The sequence below is a fragment of the Rhizobium sp. Root1220 genome, assembly GCF_001426265.1.
Taxonomy (GTDB): Bacteria; Pseudomonadota; Alphaproteobacteria; order Rhizobiales; family Rhizobiaceae; genus Rhizobium.
Map to the genome: position 1 here is coordinate 115,152 of NZ_LMDG01000003.1, position 15,203 is coordinate 130,354.

The 15,203-nt window shown below is 57.8% G+C and carries 14 protein-coding genes, 2 tRNA genes and 1 pseudogene; 10 read left to right on the forward strand and 7 right to left on the reverse strand.

Translation table 11 applies throughout. The annotated features are described in order from the left end of the window. Nucleotides 1-723 precede the first annotated feature (723 nt). Nucleotides 724-906 carry a hypothetical protein gene (locus tag ASC90_RS29595; protein WP_082519796.1) on the forward strand — a complete coding sequence of 61 codons (183 nt, stop codon included), beginning with the start codon at nt 724-726 and terminating at the stop codon, nt 904-906. 291 nt (nt 907-1,197) lie between these two features. Here ASC90_RS29595 and ASC90_RS30350 read toward each other — a convergent pair. The 5 genes and pseudogenes from ASC90_RS30350 to ASC90_RS29040 all read right to left on the reverse strand — a co-directional run. After that, nucleotides 1,198-1,446, reverse strand: a pseudogene (locus ASC90_RS30350) (helix-turn-helix transcriptional regulator); the annotation flags it as partial. Between the two features lie 395 nt (nt 1,447-1,841). Beyond that, nucleotides 1,842-2,276: a hypothetical protein gene (locus ASC90_RS04585; RefSeq protein ID WP_056535997.1), complete on the reverse strand. Its 435-nt coding sequence runs from the start codon at nt 2,274-2,276 to the stop codon at nt 1,842-1,844. Nucleotides 2,277-2,522: 246 nt separating this feature from the next. Continuing rightward, nucleotides 2,523-2,771 (reverse strand): hypothetical protein, encoded by a 249-nt coding sequence (locus ASC90_RS04590; RefSeq protein WP_056536000.1) that lies wholly within the window; start codon nt 2,769-2,771, stop codon nt 2,523-2,525. A 200-nt stretch (nt 2,772-2,971) separates the two neighbouring features. Next, nucleotides 2,972-3,046 (reverse strand) — tRNA-Asn (locus ASC90_RS04595). Next, complete coding sequence (locus tag ASC90_RS29040) at nt 3,047-3,223, reverse strand: hypothetical protein (RefSeq protein ID WP_162246953.1); 177 nt, start codon at nt 3,221-3,223, stop codon at nt 3,047-3,049. It abuts the tRNA gene before it with no gap. On the opposite strand from ASC90_RS29040, the gene ASC90_RS29605 reads away from it, so the two are divergent. The 8 genes from ASC90_RS29605 (at nt 3,164) to exoR (ending at nt 12,493) form a co-directional block, all read left to right on the forward strand. Then, the gene (locus ASC90_RS29605; RefSeq protein WP_056536003.1) at nt 3,164-3,460 is read left to right on the forward strand and encodes a PGPGW domain-containing protein; all 297 of its coding nucleotides are present in this window, start codon (nt 3,164-3,166) and stop codon (nt 3,458-3,460) included. The two genes, ASC90_RS29040 and ASC90_RS29605, sit on opposite strands and share 60 nt — an antisense overlap. 94 nt (nt 3,461-3,554) lie before the next feature. Then, the gene (locus ASC90_RS04605; RefSeq protein WP_056536007.1) at nt 3,555-4,019 is read left to right on the forward strand and encodes a BA14K family protein; all 465 of its coding nucleotides are present in this window, start codon (nt 3,555-3,557) and stop codon (nt 4,017-4,019) included. A gap of 127 nt (nt 4,020-4,146) precedes the next feature. Beyond that, nucleotides 4,147-4,220: transfer RNA gene (locus ASC90_RS04610), tRNA-Cys, on the forward strand. Between the two features lie 365 nt (nt 4,221-4,585). Next, nucleotides 4,586-5,251, forward strand: coding sequence for a protein-L-isoaspartate O-methyltransferase (locus tag ASC90_RS04615; protein WP_056536010.1), 666 nt, complete (start codon nt 4,586-4,588; stop codon nt 5,249-5,251). A 220-nt stretch (nt 5,252-5,471) separates the two neighbouring features. Further along, a complete protein-coding gene (locus ASC90_RS04620) occupies nt 5,472-6,332 on the forward strand; it encodes a DUF2497 domain-containing protein (protein ID WP_056536013.1) in 861 nt (286 codons plus the stop codon). A gap of 116 nt (nt 6,333-6,448) precedes the next feature. Further along, nucleotides 6,449-9,292, forward strand: coding sequence for a valine--tRNA ligase (locus ASC90_RS04625; protein WP_056536016.1), 2,844 nt, complete (start codon nt 6,449-6,451; stop codon nt 9,290-9,292). Nucleotides 9,293-9,695: 403 nt separating this feature from the next. After that, nucleotides 9,696-10,985, forward strand: a complete 1,290-nt coding sequence (locus ASC90_RS04630; RefSeq protein WP_056536019.1) for an OmpP1/FadL family transporter — start codon at nt 9,696-9,698, stop codon at nt 10,983-10,985. A 704-nt stretch (nt 10,986-11,689) separates the two neighbouring features. Then, on the forward strand, nt 11,690-12,493 hold the full coding sequence (gene exoR, locus ASC90_RS04635) for an exopolysaccharide production regulator ExoR (RefSeq protein ID WP_056536022.1): 804 nt from the start codon (nt 11,690-11,692) through the stop codon (nt 12,491-12,493). 17 nt (nt 12,494-12,510) lie between these two features. Here exoR and xth read toward each other — a convergent pair whose 3' ends face one another. Both xth and erpA read right to left on the reverse strand, forming a co-directional pair. Continuing rightward, entirely contained in the window at nt 12,511-13,302 is a 792-nt protein-coding gene (gene xth / locus ASC90_RS04640) for an exodeoxyribonuclease III (protein ID WP_056536025.1), read from the reverse strand. Between the two features lie 117 nt (nt 13,303-13,419). Continuing rightward, complete coding sequence (gene erpA, locus ASC90_RS04645) at nt 13,420-13,752, reverse strand: iron-sulfur cluster insertion protein ErpA (protein ID WP_056536028.1); 333 nt, start codon at nt 13,750-13,752, stop codon at nt 13,420-13,422. A 218-nt stretch (nt 13,753-13,970) separates the two neighbouring features. On the opposite strand from erpA, the gene ASC90_RS04650 reads away from it, so the two are divergent. Continuing rightward, nucleotides 13,971-15,188 carry a deoxyguanosinetriphosphate triphosphohydrolase gene (locus tag ASC90_RS04650; protein ID WP_056536031.1) on the forward strand — a complete coding sequence of 406 codons (1,218 nt, stop codon included), beginning with the start codon at nt 13,971-13,973 and terminating at the stop codon, nt 15,186-15,188. The last annotated feature ends 15 nt before the right edge of the window (nt 15,189-15,203 follow it).

Sequence of the window (15,203 nt, forward strand, 5' to 3'; positions counted from 1 at the left end):
GGAAGTTTAGGAGGTTCTGGTCCGTCTGTTTGTTGATTTAAGCTGCTTGCTACCTTTCCGACATCAGCGCCCTGATGTTATACTTGCCGCTGTGCTGTCTTGCACTTTTGCTTTAAGCTCGGCACGAGCAGCAGCGAAATCAAACCGGCCAAACCCGGTAGCCCGCTCAATGATCGTGTTTGGTCTTTCGTTTTTTGACGTGTCGCGTAGGCTGCGAGGTCGGAGTGCGAAAATCGCGTTGCGTATGGCGCTTAGTGGAGCTCTCGACTTCCGCAGGAACCGACGTGGTTTCTCTCCGTGCCCCTCCCAACTTTTGCGTATGACAACTCACCATGGTTCACGAGGTCGCGAATCGTTGAGGCGGATACCGCAAGAAGGTCGACAACTTCCTTTAGCCCAAGAAGTCGGCGAATAGACTGCTGCTTCATGCCAAACGCAAACGCGAGCTGAACGTCCTCTCGCTGCCAGCCCTTGCCTGGATCAAGAGGCTCGGCGAAGCGGGCGTAGTGGTAGGATGAGGTTTGAATACGGGAATCGGCCACTGCCGTCGGCGGAGATGCCGAAGGCTATGACCGTCCGTTGGTCGCGGAGCGCGAGCGGCTTGGTGGGCCGCGAGCGAAGGCGAGGTGAGTCGGGCGAGGGTAGTCAACAGCTCGAAAGGCTCTCGCATGCAAAGCTCCGGCGCGTTAAGCTGCTCCGGGACCGACCTACAAGGAGATGCAGATGAGCACAATTCGGGCTTTTGTAGCTGCGGTTGCACTGATCGGTATGACCGCACTCACTTCGGCGTGCACGCCAGTGCACAATTCAAATCGCGCAGACTATCAATATCAACCGAGGACGTCCGTGAATCCAGCTTGCGCGGACGGCTTCCGACCGAGCAATGACCGTCAGTGCAGCTACTGACGCGCAGCGGCCTCCGCCCACTTCTCCCGAGCCGCCTTTCGAGTTCGTCTCTTTCGTTCACGCCCTGTTTCCAAAGCGCCAGCAGGAGCGTGGCGACCTGCATTACCGATTTTCGGTCTCTCTCGATTCCATTCTCGCGGCACAAGGTTTTAAGGACGGAATTGATGACGACGCTATCGATGCGGCGATCCATCACCCGCCCGCACCCGGAGACGCGTCGTTGGTCAGGTGCTCCTCATATTGGACCGTCTCGTTTTCATTGAAGTCGATCGACGCGCCACAAGGCAAGGTGAGGCGCACGCCAGCGCCGCCAGATCCTGAATAGTTTCCGTCGACGAAGGTGATTCCGGCTGCCTGGAGGGAGGCCACCACCGATGCGATTGTTCCTCATTCCCTCTGCCGACCCCTCGCTGGCTTCCATTCGACGCAGGTCGGCGCCGAGACATTCGCCTTAGCAGCGAGCTCTGCTTGGCCGACCCCCAACAAGGCGCGAGCTGCTGCAAGTTGCTTACCTGATACGTGATCAAGTTCGCTTGAAATGCATAGGTGAACTTGTGGGCGTTGATCTCTACCAATCGAAGTGCAAGAGCACCAAATCGCCACACATATTACATCACCTGGCCATTCAAAATTGGCGCAGCGGTATCCCAGGCAGATTTGCAGCGCATCGTTCTCGACCGCCAGAGAAGCACCATGGGGCAGCAGCTGTATATTATTTGGCTCAGAGGTGACCACGGCGGACGGCCTTACCGCTGGGCATCCGTATCCACCTTGACCGCAGTTCACCAATTCGAACCTCGCGCGGGGCGGCTTGGCGCTTGAACACGTCGAGCCGGCGGGGCGGTAGGTGCAATTTAGACGCCCGCCACGAACAAATCGGTTTTTGCGGACAAAGGCAGCAAGTGATGCGTGCCTCCTCTATCCCCGCGAGGTAGTCAAAGCAGTATCCAGCATTCGCCGCCACAGCAAAGGTACGGCACGTCGTCGAATTCGAGGACCTCGCACTCCTCCCGTGCCATAATTGCTTTCGACTTTGCCATTCGTTTTGCGGGTGCATTCGCTCTGGCTTGCGTGAAGAGCTGCATGAAAAGACGAGCGGATGCATCATCTTTCTCAGGCTCAGCAAGTGTAACTTTTGCCAGCGGATGCTGGTGATCTTTGCACTTCACGTTGCGAACATGTGCAACGGACGAGATCAAAGAAATGGGAATGGATATCCATTGCTCACATGACAACGAGGATGAAAAACACAAAACGGAGCTGTCGTTTTCATCAACTTTGACGAGCCCGAAAAGCGTTAGGTCTACTGGCTCAACAAGCTGATTGGTGGACAACTGTGAAATAAACTCAGATGGCTCATAAGTACGCATGAAGTCCCCTCCGGGTTAAATGTTACTGCACTTGGGACGGTCTGATCACAGTAACACACCGGCGAACAATTCAGCGAGCGTATCCATCTTTGTTGCCTGCCCCTGTCTCCGTACGTGCCGACTTGGCATACGGGGGCGATCCACTTCGCTCTCGGACTTTAGCGAATGCCACCAACCTTGCACCGCCCGCACCTTTGGCGCGCCACGCGGGGACGCCGGCCGGTCGCGCAATGCGGTCGGTTTTCTCTATTTCTGCCGACGATCTTTCAGTGCGTCGATTAGTCGGTGCACTTTCTCGGTGGCATAGACGATATCTTCCCGAGGCAGATGTACCGTGATCTCGATCTCCTCCCATCTGCCGCCGTGATCTTTGGCGTAGCGGACAGCGGCCTTGAGGGAATTGAATTCAATTGCGGGAGCGTCGGCTATCCAGAACTGCACCGTGCACTTTGCTTCTCCATAGTCTGAGAGGGCTTTGATTGGGTCTAGGGCCATGCGCGAGGCTTACATCGTTGACTGTTGCTTGGCTACCGAGGGCAACACGAGAAAAAGCCCCGTGGGTCCCACAGCGTGTCGCTGCGAAGTTCCAAAGAAACCACAAGGCTCAAATCAATTTCAAATGTGGGGATGTAAAGAGGGCAAGAAAGGTGCCTGTTACCGAAAACATCAAGATAACAGGCACTCACTTCTTAATTTGGCTCCCCGGGCCGGATTCGAACCGGCGACCTGTCGATTAACAGTCGAATGCTCTACCGCTGAGCTACCAGGGATCACCGCTTGTCGCGGCGTGAGTGGGCTAATACAAATGCTTGCTCGATTTGCCAAGCAGTTTTTTCAAAAAAATGACATCCGCTTGCATTCATTCTGTTTATCCCCATCTCCTGGGAATGACTGAAAGGCATGATACCACCGCAAAGCCGGGCGCCAAGCGCTTTGGCATCGATCATTCTACGGGCCATATCGTCATGGGCGCGACGCGCGTCCCGTTGCCACGCTCCCGCGCAGCCCGCGTCTCGATCGGAAGCCTGCTTGTCGTGTGCGGTTTTCTGGGATTCTTGCCAATCCTGGGTTTCTGGATGGTTCCCCTCGGCGTCCTGGTGCTGTCGCATGACTTGCACGTCGCCCGCCGAATGAGGCGACGGTTCGCGGTCTGGTGGCAGAAACGGCGGAAGCCGGCACCCTGATCATGTCAGGATCCCTACCGTCCGCACCGGAACTTCGGGGGTCGCCATACGTTAGTTGACATATAAAGATGCTGAAATTCCTGAAGGTGAGGACATGAAAAAGCTTGCTGTAATCATTCTGGCAGTGGCGACCAGCTTTTCCGGGATAGGTCCGTCATTCGCCGAGAACTCGGGCGACGAGCATTCGGTCCAGAGCCGAGGTACGTTTGGAGATTCCGGTTCGAGCAACAACCGCTTCAGCAACCGCTGCAGCGTTTACCCATGCAATGGATACCGCCACAGCTACAACAACCGCTACTATGGCAATTACAACAATCGTTACTATCGCAATCGGTATGATCGTGGATACTATCGTAACGATAATGGCGCAGGTGCGCTGATCGGCGGTTTGGCGGCGGGCGCGATCATCGGCAGTATCATTGCCTCGCAGCCCCGCGCCTATGCTTACCGCGACCCGCATGTGAATTGGTGCTATAGCCGCTATCGTACCTATCGAGCTTCCGACAATACTTTCCAGCCCAACTATGGCCCCCGTCGCCAGTGCGTTTCGCGCTATTAGACGCAACGAAGTTCGCCATTGTGGAAACCGGCCGCTGAAATGCTGCCGGTTTTTTAACAACCCTCTTGCACTCGATTTCTATTCATTCTAAATGCCCGGCAACGCTTCGGTCAGCCGGGCGTCGTGAGGCCTCGTGGCGGAGTGGTGACGCAGAGGACTGCAAATCCTTGCACCCCGGTTCAATTCCGGGCGAGGCCTCCAAACATTTTTTCACCTCATCAGCCGCCTCTATGTGGCGCGGGAATCGCGACGACGCGACCGCGTGCTAGTTCCTCACGTCGCTTCATCGTCCACAAGGCCGCAGCAGAAGATCGCCAGAAGAGATGCAACGATGAGAAAGTCGAACAGCGAAAAATATTCGAAGATGGCAGACACGCTTGGCTCCTCCTCATTTCCTCCGGTTGTAAGATTACCACAATTCGCACGCTTGTTCCATTCGGGACGGCATAGCCTCCATGGGAGCTGCTATCCCAAATTCGTGCGGCCGGCACGCACGAAGCCTTGAAAGCGGATTGCCCTGAGATTAAGAGACGAGAGGCAGAGCCGCTTTTGATGGGCTAGAGGACATGATGAATTTCGAATCAGCACGCGTAAACATGGTCGACAATCAAATCCGCACGACGGATGTCACCTCGCATTCCGTGCAGGAGGCGTTCCTTGCCGTTCCGCGCGAGCGCTTCGTCCCGGAAAAGTTCAAGGCGCTTGCTTATGTCGACAGCGATGTTGAAATCTGTCCCCCAGACGATGGCAGACCGGCGCGCTTCCTGATGCAGGCCTCGCCACTCGCCAAGCTTCTGCAGCTTGCCGCGATTTCCAAGGACGATGTCGTAATGGAGATCGGCTGCGGCACGGGGTACGTGTCGGCTCTGCTTTCCCATCTGGCGGGATCGGTCGTTGCTGTCGAAGCGGATGAAGCGCTGGCCGCCGAAGCCAGGACCCGCCTCGCCGACTATGCCAACGTCTCGCTGGTGGTGGCTCCGCTTGACCAGGGTGCATCATCAGGCGCGCCCTACGATGTTATCTTCGTCAGCGGCTCGGTCGAGGAGATTCCTGCTTCCCTTCTGTCCCAGCTTCGCGACGGAGGGCGGCTCGTGACCGTTCAGGGTTACGGCGGCTCCGCACGCGCCAAGGTATTCGTCAGCGAGCGCGGCGCGGTTTCAGAGAACGTCTTTTTCAACGCGTCGATCAAGCCGCTTCCCGGATTCGCCAAAGCCCGCGAGTTTGTTTTCTAGAGCCCATCCAAGGGGCGGCTTTTGTATCGGGCGCCCAGGGCGCCTGATTTCGTTTGAGGGGCGAATTCAGCATAGTGGACAGTGCCCGAGAAACCTGTGTATGGCGGCATTCATTTGATTCGAGATGATTTTTTTCATTCTTCGGCTATCCTAATCTCCGGGTGATTCGGATGCCCACTCCACGCAATCCGGTCGTTGTTTCTGAATAACGGGGATAAATATGGCTCAGCCAAGCGTAGCGCGTGAACCGTCCATGGAAGAAATTCTGGCGTCCATTCGCCAGATCATCGAAAGCAATGAGCCGGGTGCGGGCAGGGCGCTTTCCGGTTCGTTGCCGCCGGTCTATGCCGCCGATGAGGACGACCGCGAATCCAACATCCATCTGACGGTCGATGAGGCCTACGCAGGCGTGGAGTTCCCCGAGCCCGTTACGCAGTCCGATCCCCGTTTCGTTGCAGCCAACTCGGCAGGCTCCGCTCCGGAGACCGAGGCGCCGGCTCGTGCCATGTCACTCGCCGACGTGGCTGCGCGTGTTCGCGCCGCGTCCGAGCGCAATTCTGTTCAACCGCCCCGTGATGTACCGTCCGCATTCCGGCAGTCCGAAACATGGGCGGAAGCGCCTGCAGCAGCATCTTCAACGTCCGATTCCGAGGCAAAGCCGGTCGAATCCTTGGGCTCCATTTCCGCGCGTGCGCCGGAAGTCGTCGCCGTCCGCACGTTGACGGACGTTCCTTTCGAAATGCCTCACCCCGTTCAGACCGAAATTCGGCCGACCGCAGTCCCGTTCGCAGAGGGGCCTGCACCAACACCTGTGGCTTCGGTCGCCGAGCGGTTGTTGCCGAGCCTCGTTGAAGATACCCAACAGGCACTGTTGTCACAGAACGCGGGGCTTCAGATCGCACGCTCTTTTGAGGAGCTTGCAGCCGCAATCGATGGAGCGGAACGTCGGTCGCTGGACGAAATCGCCGAGGACATGCTGCGGCCCATGCTGCGTGACTGGCTCGATGATAACCTGCCAACGCTGGTCGAACGGCTCGTACGCGAGGAAATCGAGCGCGTGGCACGCGGTCCGCGCCGCTGATTGGACAGCCTTTGTCTGGACAGCCGCTCCGGTCTCCGGGGCGGCTTTTTTATTGACTTGGCGACAACCATCCTATTTACAAACCGCATCACAGAACCTCCAGATTTGGGTCCCAAATGCTCGAAAAGACCTACGATTCCGCAGCCGTCGAACCGAAAATCGCCGCGAAATGGGATGAGGCAGACGCTTTCCGCGCGGGCGCCAACGCCAAGCCGGACGCCGAGACTTTCACCATCGTCATTCCGCCCCCGAATGTTACCGGTTCGCTGCACATGGGGCATGCCCTGAACAATACGCTGCAGGACATCATGGTCCGCTTCGAGCGCATGCGCGGCAAGGATGTGCTGTGGCAACCAGGTATGGACCACGCCGGCATTGCTACGCAGATGGTGGTCGAGCGCAAGCTGATGGAACAGCAGCTGCCTGGGCGCCGTGACATGGGGCGCGAGGCCTTTGTCGAGAAGGTTTGGGAGTGGAAGGCGGAATCGGGCGGTTTGATCTTCAATCAGCTGAAGCGCCTTGGTGCCTCCTGCGACTGGTCGCGCGAACGTTTCACCATGGACGAGGGTCTGTCGGCTGCTGTTCTTGAAGTCTTTGTATCGCTTTACAAGGAAGGCCTCATCTATCGCGACAAGCGGCTGGTCAATTGGGATCCGAAGCTTTTGACCGCGATTTCCGACATCGAGGTCGAGCAGCATGAGGTCAACGGCAATCTCTGGTACTTGCGTTACCCGCTAGAGCCGGGTGTTACCTATGAGCATCCGGTGGCTTTCGACGAAGAGGGTAAGGCAACCGAGTGGGAGACGCGCGACTATCTCGTTGTCGCGACGACACGTCCCGAAACGATGCTGGGCGACACCGGTATTGCCGTCAACGCCAAGGACGAGCGCTACCGGTCCATCGTCGGCAAGCACGTTATCCTGCCGATCGTCGGTCGCCGCATCCCGATTGTCACGGACGACTACGCGGATCCGACAGCAGGCACCGGTGCCGTCAAGATGACGCCGGCACATGATTTCAACGACTTCGACGTCGGCAAGCGCACCGGTCTGCGCGTCGTCAACGTTTTGACGGTCGATGGCCGCATCACCATCAAGGACAACGAGGACTTCCTCGAAGGCCTCCCAGACCCGGCAGCGCTTCATGGCGCCTGGGACGAGCTTGAGGGCAAGGATCGCTTCGAGGCGCGCAAGATCATCGTCCGCATCTTCGAAGAGGCGAACCTGCTCGACAAGGTTGAACCGCACAAGCACATGGTCCCGCACGGAGACCGCGGCGGTGTGCCGATTGAGCCGCGCCTCACCGAGCAATGGTATGTCGACGCCAAGACGCTGGCCGAGCCGGCGATCGCTTCGGTTCGCGAGGGCCGCACCCAGCTCGTTCCGCGCAACTGGGACAAGACCTATTACGAATGGATGGAAAACATCCAGCCCTGGTGTGTCTCGCGTCAGCTGTGGTGGGGGCACCAGATTCCCGCCTGGTACGGCCCGGATGGTCAGGTCTTCGTTGAAAAGACCGAGGAAGAGGCCTTGCAGGCCGCTATCCAGCACTACCTGTCGCACGAAGGCCCGATGAAAGCCTACGTCGAGGACCTGCTCGAGAACTTCAAGCCGGGCGAAATCCTCACGCGCGACGAGGACGTGCTCGATACGTGGTTCTCGTCAGCCCTCTGGCCGTTCTCGACACTCGGCTGGCCGGAAAAGACGCCGGAACTTGCTCGCTACTATCCGACAAATGTTCTGGTCACTGGTTTCGACATCATCTTCTTCTGGGTCGCCCGGATGATGATGATGGGCCTTCACTTCATGAAGGATGACGAGGGAATTCCTGTCGAGCCGTTCCACACGGTCTATGTTCACGCGCTGGTTCGCGACAAGAACGGCCAGAAGATGTCGAAGTCCAAGGGCAACGTCATCGATCCGCTCGAACTGATCGACGAATACGGCGCCGATGCGCTGCGATTCACGCTGGCGATCATGGCCGCGCAGGGCCGTGACGTAAAGCTTGATCCAGCCCGCATTGCCGGCTACCGCAACTTCGGCACCAAGCTCTGGAACGCCACTCGCTTTGCGGAGATGAATGGCGTCACAAGCGATCCGCATTTTGTGCCCGAAGCGGCGGAACTGACGATCAACCGCTGGATCCTGACGGAACTCGCCCGCACCGAGCGTGACGTTACCGAGGCGATCGAAGCCTATCGTTTCAACGATGCGGCCGGCGCGCTCTATCGCTTCGTCTGGAATCAGGTCTGCGATTGGTACCTCGAACTGCTGAAGCCGGTCTTTAATGGTGCCGACGAAGGCGCCAAGGGGGAGGCGCAGGCGTGCGCCGCCTATATTCTCGAAGAAATTTACAAGCTGCTGCATCCCTTCATGCCCTTCATGACCGAAGAGCTCTGGGCGCATACGGCCGGCGAAGGTGTCGAGCGGGATAGCTTGGTCTGCCACGCCGAGTGGCCATCGCCATCTTATGCCGACGACGCGGCGGCCGATGAGATTAACTGGTTGATCGATCTCGTCTCTGGCATTCGTTCGGTTCGCGCCGAAATGAACGTGCCACCCTCGGCAATCGCGCCGCTCGTTGTCGTCAATGCCAACAGCCTTACGCGCGAACGTTTGTCGCGGCACGAGGCGGCCATCAAGCGGCTGGCACGCGTCGAGGACATCGCGTTGATGGGGGAAGCGCCGAGGGGAGCCGCACAGATCATTGTGGCCGAAGCAACCGTCTGCCTGCCGCTCGGCAGGCTCATCGATCTAAGCGCCGAGAAGGCGCGCCTCGAAAAGGCGATTGGCAAGGCGGAAGGCGAGATGGCGAGGATCAACGGAAAGCTCTCGAACGAGAAGTTTGTCGCTAACGCCAATCCGGAGGTCGTCACCGCCGAGCGCGATCGGCTGGAGGAGCTGCTGGGACAGATCGCCAGCTTGCGCGTTGCACTGTCGCGTGTATCGGAAGCAGAATAAAATCAACGCTTAGTGGTATACGATTCGAATGCGCCCGACGCCGAATCGGGCGCATTTTTGTTGGTCGGTGACGTCCGCCGCCCTCTTAGGTATGATTTTCACCGTCGGCCGCTGTTTCGTGACTGATTTTCACACGTTTTCCAATCACTTCAGGCGAAAAATCGAAGTGTTGTTTGAAGGTTACAGAATCTATCCGGCTTGGAATTGCCGTTCTCAATCGGCGGGCGAGACGGGTACAAATAGAATTAAATTCTAAACGGCGTAAAGTTTGACGTGCTCGTCAATTTTTTACGTATATCATCCGTTAGCTCACTTTCCAATCGCGCCCGATCACCAAGTTGCCATTTGCAATGATCGCCTGCACAGTCCCGCCAAATGCAATTGCCTGAGTGGGGGAGACACCTTGGCATCTAGAATGGCTTCAGCAAGCGTCTTGTCGCTTGTCCTCGTTTCAACGCTGGCGCAGCCGTCCTTCGCGGGCGGTCTGGAGCGCGGCGGATATAATATCGACCTGTTGTTCGACCAATCGCGGTTTTCGAGCCAGGCGGCGGTTATTTATGTGATGCCGCAGCGGGAATTGAAGAATGCAAAGGATACCGATCCGAGCGACGGTTTGGGAAGCAATGGTCTGGGTGGTGGTACCACCACAGCGGATGATACGGAAAACTATGCCGTTCCTTACGCTGGGATAAAGGGAGGTTTTGAAGACGTCGACTGTTTGGTTGACTATTCAGAGCCATTTGGCGCGCATACGAACCCTGGACCCAATTGGGTTGGCGCTCAAAACAATATCGAGACAAAGATAAATAGCCACAACTACGCTGGAACGTGCTCGTATAAGTTTGATGTTGGTCCGGGTCAGTTCCGCGTCATCGGTGGTGGCTTCTACCAGGAGATTGACGGTTCAAAGGAGCGGCTTGTTCTCGCTCCTGCAATTATGACTATGCTCGCCCCCTCGCTGGCAGGTTCGTCCTACACAGGTGTCGGTCGACTCAACCTCCAAGACAATGCTTGGGGCTGGCGTGCAGGTATTGCCTACGAAATCCCCGAATATGCAATGCGGGCGAGTCTCGTCTACAACAGCCGCGTCAAGTATGACGATCTGACGGGTACCGTCGACCTGACGCAGGTGCCTGTCGGCGCGGGGGCGTTCAGCGGGCGCGTAACCGACGTCTATGGGTCGGCAGAGGCCCCTGATTCTCTTGAGCTGAAACTGCAAAGCGGTATCGCTCCTGATTGGCTTGCCTTCGGATCCGTGAAGTGGATGAACTGGAGCGTACTGCAGTCGATACCTCTGTGCCCGACTGCCACCAAAGGTTTGGTGGCCTGTACGCCAAACAGTCCTGCGAAGTTGACCTCTCTCGATCTCCTTTATAGGGACGGCTGGACGGTTACAGGCGGTGTTGGTCATAAATTTAACGAACAGTGGACCGGCGCGGTCAGCCTGACCTGGGACCGTGGCACAAGCCACGGATATGGGGCGCAGACTGACACTTGGACCCTGGGTACCGGCGCAGCCTATAACCCGCGGGAGAATGTTGAGTGGCGCGTCGCTGGCGCGATCGGCGTACTTACGAGCGGTTCGTCGGGTGCCATCACGCAGGATGGCGTCACCTTCGGCGACGATGTTTCGTATTCCTTCGGCAATGATCTCGTGGCCGCCATATCCACCAGCATCAAGGTCAGTTTCTGACCACTCAAGACGGAGCAAGATGAACCCGGCTGATCGCCGGGTTTTTCTTTATGTACAGCTCGTTAATCATGCGAATCCGGCGTCTCTTTTTGTGACGATTCAGCAACAGTTTTTTACCAGCATTTGCGTAAGATGCACGCGGGGTGGATTTGTCCATTTCCCGCCACAAACTGGGCGCAGCGCTATAGGCGGGCGAGCAAATGGCAGGCGTTGGGTGCGTGTAAACAGTATAATGGATCGATTTTTATCCAATGAAGCGAGAGCAGGCGGACGGTCCGGGGCAGATGATGCCGGCGCAGCCGGCGTCGTTGTTCTGCTAGGCGATTTTGCCGTAGAGCTACGCTCGGACGTTATATTGCCAAGCGTTTCCGGTTCCTCGTTTTTAAGCCGGTTGCAACCGTCGAGAATCTGTTCCGGTAACGACGACACAGGTTTGGTCACAATTGGTGATTATCTTTACCTTGAGGCGGAAGCGCGCATCGCGGCTCCGCCGGAACAGGGCCGATTGCATTGCATATGGGCCGCGCAAAAGACCGTGCGGATATGCGCAATGCCCTTCGAATTGGGGCTTTCGACAGAGGGCTTGGGGCTGGATGCGACGCGGGCAAAGGGGCCATCGAGCCCACCGCGGGATCGCTCGCCGGGAGGAATACGTCCGAGCGCCGCAAGGCCGGGACGGGTGGAAGCGAAAGAAGCCGCGTGAAATGCTGACGTCCGAGTTCAGACCTTTCAGATTGATGCTAGTGGGGCTTTCCATCGCCTGTTGTGCGGTGGTTGCTGCGCCGGCAAATGCGTTCGACATCAACTCGGGCGTCACGAAGGAATCCGGGCCGTTCGATCTCTTCAAATTCGGCTTCAAGGCCTACAAGAACGGCCAGAAGGATGAAGCGGTCGAGGCGTATAAATACGCCGCGGAAAAGGGGCATACCGGCTCGCGCTGGGCGCTCGCAAACATGTATGCCGACGGAGACGGCGTCGCGCAGGATGATTTCGAAGCCTTCAAGATCTACAGCGAGATTGCGCAGCAGGGCGTCGAACCTGGTTCGGAAGACACTGGCTTCTTCGTCAACGCGCTTCTGTCGCTCGCCAGCTATTACAAGCACGGGATTCCAGGAAGTCCGGTCAAGACCGACCTCAGCCAGGCACGCCAGCTTTATTTCCAGGTGGCCTCCACCTTCGGTGTGCCGGAGGCGCAGTTCCAGCTTGCCCAGATGATGCTGTCTGGCGAGGGTGGCGGGACTACTGTGCAGCAAGCCAAGAAATGGCTGAACCAGGCACGCAAGAGCGGCCATCCTGGCGCCATGGCTGTATTCGGCAATATTCTGTTCCAGGAAGGTCAGGCCGCCAACGGCCTTGCCTTGATGACGGCTGCTCTCGATCGCTGCAAGCCGAAGGATTGTAGCTGGATGGAATCGCTGCAGGAACAGGCTTTCTCGGTGGCGACCGAAAAAGATCGCCGCTCGGCTGTGGCGCTGTCCCACAAGATTGCCGTCAGCGGCGACGACTGAGGCTACCTCACATTCACTCAAGCAGAAAAGTCGAAGTTGGCGACGACAGGGACGTGGTCGGAGGGCTTCTCCCAGGCGCGCACATGCTTGTCGATGGACGTTGACGTCATCCGATCGGCGGCTTCCGGCGACAGCATGAGGTGGTCGATGCGGATGCCGTTGTTCTTCTGCCACGCGGCGGCCTGATAATCCCAGAACGAGTAGAGTTGCACCGCGTCGGTGGTTGCTCTGACCGCGTCCGTCAGCCCCAGCCCCCCGAGCTTGCGGAAGGCCTGACGTGTTTGCGGCAGGAACAGCGCATCATTCTGCCAGACACTGGGGTTGAAGCAGTCATGTGGTTCGGGAATTACATTGTAGTCGCCGGCGAGGATCAGGATTTCCTCGAAAGCCAGACGCTCGGTCGCGAATTTGCGCAACCGCTCCATCCAGGCAAGCTTGTAGGGGTATTTTTCCGAATCGACCGGGTTGCCGTTCGGCAGATAGAGGCAGCACACCCGCGCCACCCGGTTGCCGGGCAGCGAGAAGACCGCTTCCAGAAAGCGGGCCTGTTCGTCGCGGGGATCGCCGGGCAGGCCGCGATTGACCTCGTCGGGCTTCGACTTCGACAGGATCGCGACCCCGTTGAAGCCCTTCTGACCGTGGGTTTCGACATGATATCCCAAAGCCTGGATTTCGAGGCTGGGAAAGCCTTCGTCGATGGTTTTGATTTCCTGCAGGCATGCAATATCCGGATCGGAATCCTTCAACCATTGCGTCAGGTTGTCGATGCGCGCCTTGACGCCGTTGATGTTCCAGGTCGCGATCTTCATGGATAGTCCTGTTCCGCTTCGTCTGTTTCTTTTATCGCGCTCCCGCGCGTGTGGACAAGACGATAAACCGGCCGGAGACGATTCTTCGGCTGGTTTGGTGCGGACGGATGAAGGCGCTTAGATCGAGAAGCTGGTGCCGCAGCCGCAGCTTGCGACCGCATTCGGGTTCCTGATCTGGAACGATTGGCCAAGAAGGTTGTCGACGAAATCGATCTCCGACCCGGCCATGTACACGAGGGAGAGACTGTCGATCAGCACCTTTGCGTCGTTTTTCTCAACGATGATGTCGTCGTCCTGCATGCCGTCTGCGAGGTCGAACTTGTAGGAAAAACCCGAACAGCCACCACCTTCGACAGAGACGCGCAACGCGTTCCTGCCGGGTTCCGTCCCGACGATTGCGGCGATTCGTTTTGCTGCGGCGTCGGAAAGGGTTACACTTACATCTGTCATGTTTGCTCCTGCCGGGGTCAAGGTCCGGAGAGAATGGCTTCCAGTCGCCAGTTTCAAGCGACTGATTTTAATAGTAGTTGCGCTTTATACCATGAAAGCGTTGGTTCCGGCAAAGTCCTCAACAAATCACGTCTTTGCCGTTTCTCCAAGCTATAGGTATGAAGAGCGCACGGCGGCGTCAATGGGCGGCGCTGCCGCATATCGAGTGACGGTGAAGAATGACGATCGACAGGCATGCTTTAGGTTTCGGCAATAGCGACAGGGCGGTCTATGCGGCAGACCCCTGGTCAACGCGCGGGCGGCTTTATCCAGAGAATGAAAGTCCCACGCGCTCTGATTTCCAGCGCGACCGCGACCGTATCGTCCATACGACCGCCTTTCGCCGGCTGAAGCACAAGACGCAGGTGTTCATCGCGCAGGATGGAGACCATTACCGCACGAGGCTGACCCATACGATCGAGGTGGCGCAGGTGGCACGCGCTCTGGCGCGGGCACTGAAGCTGGACGAGGATCTTGCGGAGGGCGTGGCGCTTGTACACGACTTCGGGCACACCCCTTTCGGGCACACCGGCGAGGATGCGCTGCATGAGGCGCTATTGCCCTACGGCGGATTCGACCACAATGCTCAATCGCTGCGCATCGTCACCAAGCTCGAACGCCGCTACGCCGATTTCGACGGCATCAACCTCACCTGGGAAAGCCTCGAAGGCCTCGTAAAGCACAACGGGCCGCTGCTGACAAAAGATGGAGCCGGCACGCGCGGCCCGGTCCCGCAACCGATCCTCGACTACTGCGAGATACACGACCTCGAGATCGATACCTATGCGAGCCTTGAGGCGCAGGCCGCGGCGATTGCCGACGACATCGCCTACAACACCCACGATATCGACGACGGCTTGCGCTCGGGTTATCTGACCTTCGACATGCTGGAGGAGATTCCTTTTCTCGCGGGTTTGATGGCCGAGGTGAGGCAGCGTTACCCCAGTCTGGAAGCAAGCCGCTTCACCCATGAGATCATGCGTCGACAGATCACCCGCATGGTCGAGGATGTCATCTCCGTATCACAGCAACGCCTTACCGAGATGGATCCTCAAAGCGCTGGCGATATCCGCCATGCCGATCGCATGATCGCGACCTTTTCGAATGAAATGGCTGAAACCGACAGGCAGATCAAGGCGATGCTCTTCAAGCGCATCTATCGGCACCCTGAAATCATGCGCATTCGCGCCGGCGCGGCGCAGATTGTCACGGATCTCTTCGGTGCCTATATGGCCAATCCGAAGGAGATGCAGAGCCACTATTGGGTCGACCACATTGCTGGGCTGGCCGAAGCGGCCAGGGCGCGCCATGTCGGCGACTATCTTGCGGGTATGACGGATACCTACGCCATCACTGCCCACAGGCGATTGTTTGACCGGACTCCGGATTTGCGATAGGCAGCGGTCGCCGGG